The organism is Cellvibrio sp. UBA7661 (assembly GCA_002483365.1).
Lineage (GTDB): Bacteria > Pseudomonadota > Gammaproteobacteria > Pseudomonadales > Cellvibrionaceae > Cellvibrio.
Window position 1 is genome coordinate 48270 of the sequence record DLHT01000004.1, and the last position, 11346, is coordinate 59615.

The following is an 11346-nucleotide window of genomic DNA, read 5'->3' on the forward strand; positions in this document are numbered from 1 at the left end:
CCACTGATTGTGGCCGTTTTTATTGGCTGTTGGATAATTAATTACTCGCAGGCTTGCTCGATGATCTTTTGGGCTGTTGCACGCTGCTGTTTTTTATCTTCTTCTGTCATGGGTACCATAACGCCGTCTGCATTTTGAATTCTCAGGCGGGCAACCGTATTCAGTATTTCCAGATTTTCTTTTGCTGCTGCGCATCGCTCTGGGTCTTTCAGTGATTGTTGGCCAGACTGTGCTGCCGATTGTTGCTCTGCTGCAGGTTTTGGTTGGGAGGCTGCAATTTGTGCCGGTGTAGGTTCGCTATGGCCTGTGCGGGTTTTGACAAGTATTGCCTGAACATCTTTTGGCGGGTGTTCACCATAATGGACTACGCCATTTTTATCTTTCCATGTGTAGACCTTGGCTGCTATGGCGCTCTGGCTGAGCGCGAGTGCTGCCACACAGAATCCGATCAAACGTAAGTACTTCATAATTTTGCCTTTTTGCGAATGCATCTACGCCAACTATAGACCTAATGCGGCATTGGTGAAACCGGGGCACCAAAATCTGTGAGCGAGCGCAAAATGCGCTCAGTGGTTAAAAAATGACATAAATAGCGGTTAATTTCTTGACTTTGCTGCGTATCTTGGGAAAATTGCCACTCCGCTAGATGGCTCGCAGTTGCCCCTAAGCTTGGGCGTTTCGCTGCTTCCCGCCAAGTCACCCTCTTGGCGACCCATCTAATGGCGATGCTCCTACCAGAGTGTCACCGTGGAAAGCCGTTGTTTACCTGCACGGTTTTCACTGATCCGATCCTAACCTTGCCGGGTTTTGATCGTGGATCATTCACGGTGTTGGCCTGCCCTAAGTGCCAGCACTTTCCTGTGTGATGTTTGCCCTGTGTAATAGTTGCCATCGGCCTTTTTCATATTGCGGCAAAGACGCACGCGCATTATTTGCGATCCATATCCTAAAAGGGGAATTATTGTGGAAATGCTTTCCGGCGGAGATATGCTCATCCGCGCCCTGAAAGACGAAGGTGTTGAATACCTGTTCGGCTATCCAGGCGGCGCTGCCCTGCATATTTACGATGCCATCTTTCGTCAAAACGACGTTAAACACATTCTCGTTCGCCATGAACAAGCGGCGACTCACGCAGCTGATGCTTATTCGCGCTCAACCGGTAAAGTCGGCTCGGTGCTGGTGACCTCAGGCCCCGGCGCTACCAATGCGATTACCGGTATTGCGACCGCTTACATGGACTCTATTCCTATGGTAGTGATTTCCGGTCAGGTGATGAGTCATCTGATTGGCGAAGATGCCTTCCAAGAAACCGACATGGTGGGGATTTCCCGTCCGATCGTGAAGCACAGCTTTATGGTCAAACACGCCAGCGAAATTCCGGAAATCGTTAAAAAGGCTTACTACATTGCTGCGACTGGTCGTCCTGGCCCGGTGGTTATCGATGTCCCTAAAGACGTAACCAGCCCGCTTTATACCTTCCCTTATGAATATCCCGAGAAGGTAAAAATGCGTTCCTACAATCCGGCGACGCGCGGCCACTCCGGCCAGATCAAAAAAGCGGTGCAGTTGCTGCTCGGCGCCAAGCGCCCGATGATTTACACCGGTGGTGGCGTGGTGCAGGGCAATGCATCGCATTTGCTCAAAGAGTTGGTGGACTTGCTGAATTATCCAGTGACCAACACCCTTATGGGCTTGGGCGCTTATCCGGGCACCGGCAAAAACTTCCTCGGTATGTTGGGAATGCACGGCACCTACGAAGCGAATACGGCAATGCATCACAGCGATGTGATTCTGGCAGTAGGCGCACGCTTTGATGACCGCGTAACCAACGCGGTTAGCAAGTTTTGCCCCAACGCAAAAATTATCCACATTGATATCGATCCTGCATCGATTTCAAAAACCGTGGTTGCCGATGTGCCTATCGTTGGTGCGGTAGATAGCGTACTCACCGAAATGCTGTCGCTGATTAAAGAAAGCAGCGACAAACCAGATGCCGATGCGCTGAAAACCTGGTGGGAGCAAATTAACGAATGGCGCGAGCGTCACAGCATCTACACCAAAAATCGTTTTGATACCTCTGGCGATAAAATCAAACCGCAGGAAGTTATTCAGGCGATTTGGGAAGTCACCAAAGGCGATGCGTATGTAACGTCTGACGTAGGTCAGCACCAAATGTTTGCCGCGCAATATTATCGTTTTGATAAACCGCGCCGTTGGATCAACTCTGGTGGTCTTGGCACTATGGGCTTTGGCTTGCCTGCAGCGATGGGTGTACAAGTTGCGCATCGCGATGCGACTGTTGTGTGTGTTACCGGTGAAGGTTCGATCCAAATGTGTATTCAGGAATTATCCTGCTGTACGCAATATCACTTGCCGGTAAAAATTATTTGCTTGAACAACCAAGCGCTCGGCATGGTTCGCCAATGGCAAGACATGCAGTACTCCGGCCGCTACGCGGAAAGTTTATATGAAGATTCCTTGCCGGATTTCATCAAACTTGCTGAAGCATATGGCCATGTAGGCATGCGTGTAACTAAACGCGAAGAACTGAAACAAAAATTGAAAGAGTGTTTTGCGCTGAAAGATCGCGTGGTGTTTATGGACATCATGGTAGATCAATCCGAACACGTTTACCCAATGCAGGTTGCGCAGCAATCCATGCGCGATATGTTCCTGAGCAAAACGGAGCGCACATAAGATGAGAAGAATTATTTCTGTTCTCCTGGAAAACGCTCCCGGTGCACTTTCGCGTGTGGTTGGTTTGTTCTCCCAGCGCGGTTACAACATTGAGTCACTCACGGTAGCGCCCACAGAAGATCCAACGCTCTCGCGCTTGACGCTGACGACTATTGGCGATGATCACAAGATCGAGCAAATCACCAAACACCTCAATAAATTAATTGATGTGGTAAAACTGGTGGACTTGACCGAAGGTTCGCACATTGAGCGCGAACTCATGCTGGTTAAAGTCAAAGCGTCTGGCGCGCAGCGCGCAGAAGTAAAACGCTGCGTAGATATTTTCCGCGGTCAAATCGTGGATGTCACCAGCACCCTCTACACCATCCAAATCACCGGCGCGAGCGATAAACTCGACGCGTTTTTACAAGCGGTCGGCGATGCAGCAATTATCGAAGTCGTGCGCACTGGTGTGTGCGGTATTTCGCGCGGTGAGAAGGTGTTGAGTTTGTAAGTTGTGTTTGTTGGTATGAGAAGGGCCGATACTCGCAAGGGTATCGGCCTTTTTTATAGAGCTGTGGTCAATCTATAAGTGCTTTGCTGCTGCATCATTAACGGAATAGGTTTTCAGAGTAATGCGTGACTTTATTTTAAATTGCAATATGTTCGAGATCGCCGGTGTCGGCCTCGCTTTTTTTGGCGGAATTTATTTAGTGTTTGGTGCAGTGAACCTTATGCTCACCCAGCAGTTGTTGCCGCGATTGCATATTGGTATCAAGCTTGATCCCCGTCCGTTGGGTGATGGACAGTTGCGGCGGGAGCTGTTGTTGTCTGCCAGTTCGATTGGGATTTTTGGGGTGGGGATGATTTTTCCTTGGGGATTGCTGCAGCTGGGTTGGGCTGAGTTGGCGGAGAATCCTTCAGGGTTGCAAATAGTGTTGGAAATTTTTGTGTTGGTTATCTGGAATGAAATCCATTTTTATATCAACCATTGGTTGCTGCACACGCGCTGGTTGCGCCGCTTTCACTTACCGCATCATCGCTCGGTAGTGACGACTCCTTGGTCTACTTATGCGTTTCATCCGGTTGAAGCTTTGATGCTAGGTAACGTGATTTTATTGCCGATGCTGGTGCACGATTTTAGTGTCTATGCGCTTTTTTCCGTGCCGTTATTTAGTTTGTTGTTCAATAGTATTGGCCATTCCAATTTTGATTTTAACCCGCGCTCGCCGCGCGTGATTTTTAACGGTGCGCGTCGCCACCATTTGCATCATGCCTGTTTTAACGGCAACTACGGTTTTATGTTTCCGTTTATGGATTGGATTTTTAAAACCGCCTTGCCTGCCGATGCTGCCGACAAACAAATTAACCGCTGGCGTGTGCGTTAAATAAGATGCGTAACTGGCGCGATTGGCAGAGCATTGCCTATTTGCTGCTGTTGCCATTATTGGTTGTATGGCAATGGCAGCAGGGATTCAGTTGGCCGCTCTATTTGCTGGAATTATTTTTAACGCTGGGTGTGGGGGTGATTCACCATAATCATACCCATTTGCGAATCTGGACTTCGCGCCGGTTAAATCGCCTGACGGATTTATGGCTCATGCTCTTGCAGGGGCATCCCACCTTTGTGTTTTATCCCTCCCATATTGGCAATCACCATCGTTACCAACACGGCGAGCAGGATCTGGCTCGCACCTATCGTTTTAATACACCCGGTGCACGCGGTGACACCAATCATTTGCTGGGGTATTTGTTGCATCCGCTGCAGGCAATTTCGGTGCTCTATCCAGAATTTCTGGCCTACTTAAAACGCCGCTATCAATTCCAGCGTGCCTATTTTTATTATTGTGTGTTGCAGTATTTTCTTGTTGTTGGGTTATGGCTTGCGCTGGCGTGGATTGATTGGGAAAAATGGCTTGTGTTGGTATTGATTCCACAGTTGCATGGGCTGCATTGGTTATTGGCGACAAATTATTTGCAGCATGCACATGCCGATGGTTCGGGCAATAGTTTACAGTTTGCGCGCAATTTTTATGGTTTGCTTAACCCCTTGTTATTTAATATCGGGTTGCATACTGCGCACCACCAACACCCGCGCGCGCATTGGTCGCAGTTGCCGGAATTGCACCAACATTATGCAACACAAGTTCATCCTGCGTTGCAGGAAAACAGTTTACTGCGTTATATGTTGCGCACTTATTTATTGGCGTTACTGCACCCGCGCTGGCGCAGTCGTTCGCTTCACAACAAGGACTAACTTATGCCTACCCGTTTTAATCGTGTTTACATTCAATCAGCGGGCTATCACCTACCGGGTGAGCCTGTTGATAATCAGGCAATGGATGATTTTATTGCGCCGCTCAATCGCATTTCACTGCGCATCAAAAATAAAATTTTGGCAGAAAATGGTATTCAAACTCGCCACTACGCGATTGATAAAAACGGTGAAACAATTACCTCGCATACGCAGCTTGCGGCCAATGCGATTAACGATTGTCTCGCGCGCGCCAATACGAGTCTAAGTGATGTGAGTTTGCTCGCGGTCGGTTCATCGGGCAGCGATGCGTTAATTCCCGGTTTTGCGGCCATGGTGCAAGGTGAGTTAGGTGCGTCGCCAATGGAAACCTTATCGAGCTTGGGCGTTTGTGCCGCAGGTGTTTCTGCCTTGGCTTATGCCGCACAATCGGTTGAGTTGGGTGCGCATCAACAAGCCTTAGTGGCGACAGCGGAAATGCCATCGCGTATTTTTAAAAAAAGCCGTTTTGCCCCGCGCGGTTACAGCAGTGATTTTGATGCGCACTTTTTGCGTTGGATGTTATCTGACGGTGCTGGCGCAGTTTTGCTTACCGATACTCCGCAAGAAAAAAACGGTGTGCGCTTAAAAATAAACTGGATTCACCAAAAAAGTTTTGCCGGTGATTATCCGGTCTGCATGCAACTGGGTTTAACTGAGGATCGCAGCAAATCTTTCTTGGATTTTCCGTCATCCAGTGAGGCAGAAGCAGCAGGTGCACTGTCGCTGCGGCAGGATATTCGCTTGCTGCCGCATTTGTTTGATGTGAGCATTCACGAATATGTAAAGCTTGTCCACGATGGTTGGGTTACATCGGATGAGATTGATCATTTTCTTTGTCACTATTCATCGGCGCGTTTTATTCCAGTAGTAGACGAATTGCTGGCAAAGGCGGGCTTAACCATTCCGCGCGAGCGCTGGTACAGCAACCTAACCACGCGCGGCAATACAGGCTCCGCCTCGATTTTTATTATGCTGGCGGAATTTCTCGATACCCATCAGGTTAAACCGGGCGAGAAAATATTTTGTTTTATTCCCGAGTCCGGGCGCATGACGGCGGCTTACATGCTGATTGAAGTGGAAGCAGCCAATGCGCCTTTGGCTGCCAATCTTACTTCTGCAATTAGATCGACAGCGTCAGAAAAAACCGAGCTACCAGATATTGCAGCACCTCACGATCCACAATCTGCGCCGCAACATTTGCAAAATTTATTAACAACCCTTGCGAGTATCTGGCATGACTACCGCTCGCAAGTGTGGCGCAGCCCTGTTATTCACAAATTGGTGAGCCAACAATTTACGCTGGAGGATTATCGCACCTGGACTGCGCAATGGGTGCCGCAGGTGCGCGAAGGCAGTAAGTGGATGCGCGAAGCTGTGGCATCGCTCACCGGTAGCTATGCTGATCTTGGTGCATTAATTGAAACTCATGCCGGCGAAGAGCAAAACGATTTTAAAATTTTGTACGAGGATTATTGTGCGGCAGGCGGCACTGAACCGCTGGATAATTTGCGCCGCAATCCCGGTGGCGAAGCTTTGAATAGTTATTTGCATTCGCTTGCCGCGACAACCAATGCCATTGGCTTATTAGGTGCGATCTATATCATTGAAGGCACTGGTCAGCGTATCGTGCCAGCGCTCTTGCCATTGTTGCGCAAACAAGTGGGTTTGCCTGCAAGCGCATTCCGCTTTTTGGAGTATCACGGCGCGAATGACGAACATCATCTCGCGCGTTGGTTGGCGGCAGTTGAATTGGTGATGGCGATTGATCCTAAGGCGGCAAACGCAATTGTCGCTACGGCCAAACGCACGGCACAACTTTATTTGATGCAGTTTGAACATATTCTGGAGGCGAGCTGATGGACAATCTGGAAAAAACAAAAAAGGAAAAAGAATTAAAAGAGCCAGAATTTTTGCAGGCCGAATTTGATCCGCGCGACCCTAATCCGTGGCTTGCGCTGTATTTGGATCAAAGCACACCCCTACCGGATCATGTTAAGCAGGCTTGGCTTACTGACTCGGCATCACCATCGCGCCAATTTTTATTGCCCTTTGTGCGCCCCATTGCTCGCACACTGATTGTGTTAATCCAAGTTGTTAAAGTGGTGGTGCCGCGCAAGTGGGCGGCCTCCAAATTCTTGCACTGGATTCTCGCTACTGGCTTGAAATATTGCGTGCGCCCCGAGGCTAACTGGTTGGTGTTGCGTCACTTTCATATGGGCGCACAGATACTGGAATTTATTGCAGCTAATTCACCGGTGAAAGTTGAAACATCACCCTTGAAGCCAATAACTCTGGATGATTTGAAGGACGAATTATTTTTAAAACACGATTTAAATTTATTTAACTTCGTGATTCGCCTGAGCAAAGCCCTGCGCGATGCGGATAAAAAACTGCTGCCAGTTGCGCAGCCAGATTTCAGTATGATCAAAGAACCGGAGGTGACACTCGAAGCCATGCCGCGCGGCAGGTTAAACGGCATCGACCTGCAAACTGCTATCGAAATGTTTACGCCGACTTATCAATTATTTTTAACCGATAACGATTTTTGGCGCGCATCCAATTCTTTGCAATTAGATGAAACCATTGGTTTATATGTCGCGACTATTTTAAATTCGCCTCAGCATTTGGTTCTGCTTAACAATAAGCATCCGCTAGTTCCAATGAGTACTCTGCGCGCAGGCTATCGCTTGGTGCTGCATGGTTTATCAACAGAGATGCTGCATGCTTTATTGATGGATTTGAAAAAACAGCAGAGTTTCAATTCAATTCAAAACTAGTATATGAAAAACATCGCAATTGATTTCTCCCAGCCCTCGCATATAGTTGCACCGCAATTAATCGGCGCGCAATTTTTTGTGAATGGTGTTGGGGGCGTGATTGTTGAGGTAGAGGCTTATGATCAATCTGAGCCTGCATCACATACTTTCTCCGGGCTGAGTGTGCGCAATGCATCTATGTTTGGTGCGCCGGGTCGCGCCTATGTTTATCGCTCCTATGGCATTCACTGGTGTTTGAATTTTGTGTGCTCGCCGGAAGGGCATGGTGCGGGTGTTTTAATTCGTGCGATACAGCCCACACAGGGTTTGGATGTAATGCGCGAGCGGCGCGGTGTTGATGCGGAAAAGTTATTATGTTCTGGGCCGGGGCGAGTGGGGCAGGCGTTGGAAATTGTTCATGCATTTAATGGGCGTTCGCTTGCACAAAAACCTTTTCATTTATCGCCTGCAATGACCCCCGTTGATGTGGTGACTGGCCCGCGCATCGGAATTTCCAAAGCGATGGATTTGCCTTGGCGTTTTGGTTTAACGGGCTCGCCGTTTTTAAGTAAGCCGTTTCGTTGATCGATTAATTATTTGGTTCGCGTAGTTGGCTCCAAAATGCATTTACAATCGGACTTTTTAAGCGTTTTTCCATTACACAAATGCCGGTGTCGTAAGGGCCTAAATCCGGTTGCGGATCAAAGCGTTTTACTTTGTTTGCGAGTGGGCTGTTATCGACCACGATTTGTGGTGCAACGCCCACGCCGAATCCCAAACTTACCATGCTGACAATCGCTTCGTTCCCTTTTACTTCCGCATAAATATTGGGTTTGATGCCCAGGGAATCGAACCAGACGTTCAGCCGCTCCCGCGCCAAACCTTCTTCAGGAATAATCACTGGAATTTCATCCCAGTTTTTACCTTGCCAATCTTCTGTGTTTGCGGTGATAAAAATCAGCGGCGAGCTGTTGATAGGTTTGAAGCTGATGCCTGATGGTAATTTGTCGGGTTTAGCGGCGATAGCGATATCTTCATCACCTGCCAGAATCCGCTCAATCGACTGTGCAGGGTCGCCGGTGTGAAGTTTGATCGCAATACCGGGATGTTTAACGCGGAACTCGGTGAGGATTTCATAAAGAAAGCTGTAACTGGCGGTTACCGAGCAATAGATACTGAGTTGGCCGCGCAATTGATCGGCTTGTGCAAGCAGCGACTCTTGATAAGTCTCCCACTGCTGGATCACTTCTTTGGCAAACCCTAAAAACTGTTCACCTTCGTGGGTGAGTATCACCGAGCGGTTGTCGCGCACGAACAGGCTTACACCCAAATCGTCTTCAAGTTGTTTGATGTTTCGGCTGAGTGTGGACGGGCTGACATGGGCGCTCGCGGCAGCGCGGCCAAAGTGAAGGCTGTTGGCGAGGTTGCAAAACAAGCGAAGTTTGGTGATATCCATAAAGTGGGTAATAACCGTGTTTCATAAAATGAAATATTGAATTGCGAATATATCATTTTACGCGATGCGGGTGTTTCTCTACACTGGCGGCCTTTTATCCAAGTCGCCTTGTTATTTCTTATTATCAGGCGGTAATCATCCCTACAGGAGTCTGTTATGCACGTTTATTACGATAAAGATGCCGATCTTTCTATCATCCAGGGCAAAAAAGTAGCCATCATTGGTTACGGTTCACAAGGGCACGCCCACGCCTGCAACCTGAAAGATTCAGGTGTTGATGTGGTAGTTGGTCTGCGCACCGGTTCTGCGACTGTAAGAAAAGCAGAAGCTCATGGCCTGAAAGTGACTGACGTTGCGACTGCAGTTAAATCAGCTGACGTTGTGATGATTCTGACTCCGGATGAGTTCCAATCAAAACTCTATAAGGAAGAGATCGAGCCAAACATCAAGCAAGGCGCTACTTTGGCCTTCGCTCACGGTTTTGCGATCCACTACAACCAAGTAGTGCCACGCAAAGATTTGGATGTGATCATGATCGCGCCAAAAGCGCCAGGTCACACTGTGCGTTCTGAGTTCGTACGTGGTGGCGGCGTACCTGATCTGATCGCGATTTTCCAGGACGCTTCTGGTAAAGCGAAAGATACTGCTCTGTCATACGCATCAGGCGTAGGTGGTGGCCGTACCGGTATCATCGAAACTACCTTCAAAGACGAAACTGAAACTGACTTGTTCGGTGAGCAGGCTGTATTGTGCGGCGGCGCTGTTGAGTTGGTAAAAATGGGCTTCGAAACTCTGGTTGAAGCAGGCTACGAGCCAGAAATGGCTTACTTCGAGTGTTTGCATGAATTGAAGCTGATTGTTGATCTGATGTTCGAAGGCGGTATCGCCAACATGAACTACTCAATCTCTAACAACGCTGAATACGGCGAATACGTGACTGGTCCTAAAGTGATCAACGAAGAGTCGCGCAAAGCGATGCGCCAAGCATTGAAAGACATCCAAACTGGTGAATACGCGAAGAAATTCATCCTGGAAGGTCAAACCAACTACTCCTCAATGACTGCTGCTCGTCGTAACAACGCCGCTCACGGTATTGAAGTGGTTGGTACCAAGTTGCGTGCGATGATGCCTTGGATTCAGGCTAACAAAATCGTTGACCAAACCAAGAACTAATCCCGGTTTTGGCGACAACAAAAAACGCGGCTCTGGCCGCGTTTTTTGTTTATGACTGTGTAAAATGGCGCTCCCTCAATCGGAGAAACAACTATGAGTCAGCAGGATAATGAACCGTCCAAGCAGGATCCCGTTGATCTTGAAGGGCCTTTGCCTTTTGGTGATCTGGTGGAAGAGGTATCGGAAGGTGGTAAAAAAGTGCGCCATCGCGGTGTATATCTCCTGCCCAACCTATTTACAACCGGGGCACTTTTCGGTGGTTTCTATGCCATCGTCTCTGCTATGAATGGCAACTTTACCCATGCGGCTATCGCGATTTTTGTTTCCATGCTGCTTGATGGAATGGATGGTCGTGTTGCGCGTATGACCAACACCCAAAGTGCATTTGGTGAGCAATACGATAGTCTTGCTGATATGGTTTCCTTTGGTGTGGCGCCTGCATTAGTAGTATTCAGTTGGGTGCTGCAAGATTTGGGGCGCTGGGGATGGGCTGCTGCATTTATTTATATGGCGTGCGCGGCTTTGCGTTTGGCGCGTTTTAACACCCAAATTGGAGTTGTTGATAAAAAGTACTTTATCGGTTTGGCGAGCCCGGCAGCTGCCTCGGTAGTTGCGGGTATGGTGTGGGTTTGGTCCTCCATGGCACCCCAGTCTCCTTGGGGTGTTGTTGTTGCTGTCGTTACGGCGTTAACGGGGTTGTTGATGGTGTCGAATTTTCACTACACCAGTTTCAAAAGTATGGACTTCCGTGGTCGAGTGCCTTTCGCGTTTATGCTGTTGGTGGTGCTTGTGTTTGCATCCCTTATTATTTATCAGGAGCAGGGTGTTTTTGCGATTGCCGTACTGTATGCGCTTTCTGCGCCTGCAATAAAGGGCGTTAAATCACTTTTTGGTGGTTCAAAAAAGACCGAAGAGGGTAAGTAATAAGCGCATTGATTTGTGATTGTTCACAATCTAAAAGGCGCGCAAATAAAGCTTGTCTGAGGGTG

General features: G+C 48.5%; 11 protein-coding genes. 9 read left to right on the forward strand and 2 right to left on the reverse strand.

Features of this window, described 5'->3' with window-relative positions; translation table 11 throughout:
- Positions 1 to 41: 41 nt before the first annotated feature.
- Positions 42 to 467: a DUF4124 domain-containing protein gene (locus B2739_RS02425; RefSeq protein WP_331344285.1), complete on the reverse strand. Its 426-nt coding sequence runs from the start codon at positions 465 to 467 to the stop codon at positions 42 to 44.
- A gap of 496 nt (positions 468 to 963) precedes the next feature.
- On the opposite strand from B2739_RS02425, the gene B2739_RS02430 reads away from it, so the two are divergent.
- The 7 genes from B2739_RS02430 (at position 964) to B2739_RS02460 (ending at position 8313) form a co-directional block, all read left to right on the forward strand.
- The gene (locus B2739_RS02430; RefSeq protein ID WP_331344286.1) at positions 964 to 2697 is read left to right on the forward strand and encodes an acetolactate synthase 3 large subunit; all 1734 of its coding nucleotides are present in this window, start codon (positions 964 to 966) and stop codon (positions 2695 to 2697) included.
- 1 nt (position 2698) lies between these two features.
- Positions 2699 to 3190, forward strand: coding sequence for an acetolactate synthase small subunit (gene ilvN, locus B2739_RS02435; RefSeq protein ID WP_331344287.1), 492 nt, complete (start codon positions 2699 to 2701; stop codon positions 3188 to 3190).
- 121 nt (positions 3191 to 3311) lie between these two features.
- Positions 3312 to 4064 (forward strand): sterol desaturase family protein, encoded by a 753-nt coding sequence (locus B2739_RS02440; protein ID WP_331344288.1) that lies wholly within the window; start codon positions 3312 to 3314, stop codon positions 4062 to 4064.
- A gap of 5 nt (positions 4065 to 4069) precedes the next feature.
- On the forward strand, positions 4070 to 4933 hold the full coding sequence (locus tag B2739_RS02445; protein WP_331344289.1) for a fatty acid desaturase: 864 nt from the start codon (positions 4070 to 4072) through the stop codon (positions 4931 to 4933).
- Between the two features lie 3 nt (positions 4934 to 4936).
- A complete protein-coding gene (locus tag B2739_RS02450; RefSeq protein ID WP_331344290.1) occupies positions 4937 to 6829 on the forward strand; it encodes an iron-containing redox enzyme family protein in 1893 nt (630 codons plus the stop codon).
- A complete protein-coding gene (locus tag B2739_RS02455; RefSeq protein WP_331344291.1) occupies positions 6829 to 7749 on the forward strand; it encodes a DUF6999 family protein in 921 nt (306 codons plus the stop codon). The genes B2739_RS02450 and B2739_RS02455 overlap by 1 nt, the downstream gene beginning before the upstream one ends.
- 3 nt (positions 7750 to 7752) lie before the next feature.
- Complete coding sequence (locus tag B2739_RS02460) at positions 7753 to 8313, forward strand: DNA-3-methyladenine glycosylase (protein ID WP_331344292.1); 561 nt, start codon at positions 7753 to 7755, stop codon at positions 8311 to 8313.
- Positions 8314 to 8317: 4 nt separating this feature from the next.
- Here the strand turns inward: B2739_RS02460 and ilvY are convergent, their stop codons facing one another.
- The gene (gene ilvY / locus B2739_RS02465; RefSeq protein WP_331344293.1) at positions 8318 to 9184 is read right to left on the reverse strand and encodes an HTH-type transcriptional activator IlvY; all 867 of its coding nucleotides are present in this window, start codon (positions 9182 to 9184) and stop codon (positions 8318 to 8320) included.
- A 156-nt stretch (positions 9185 to 9340) separates the two neighbouring features.
- On the opposite strand from ilvY, the gene ilvC reads away from it, so the two are divergent.
- Positions 9341 to 10357 (forward strand): ketol-acid reductoisomerase, encoded by a 1017-nt coding sequence (gene ilvC, locus B2739_RS02470; RefSeq protein WP_331344294.1) that lies wholly within the window; start codon positions 9341 to 9343, stop codon positions 10355 to 10357.
- A gap of 93 nt (positions 10358 to 10450) precedes the next feature.
- On the forward strand, positions 10451 to 11281 hold the full coding sequence (gene pssA, locus B2739_RS02475) for a CDP-diacylglycerol--serine O-phosphatidyltransferase (RefSeq protein WP_331344295.1): 831 nt from the start codon (positions 10451 to 10453) through the stop codon (positions 11279 to 11281).
- Positions 11282 to 11346 lie beyond the last annotated feature (65 nt).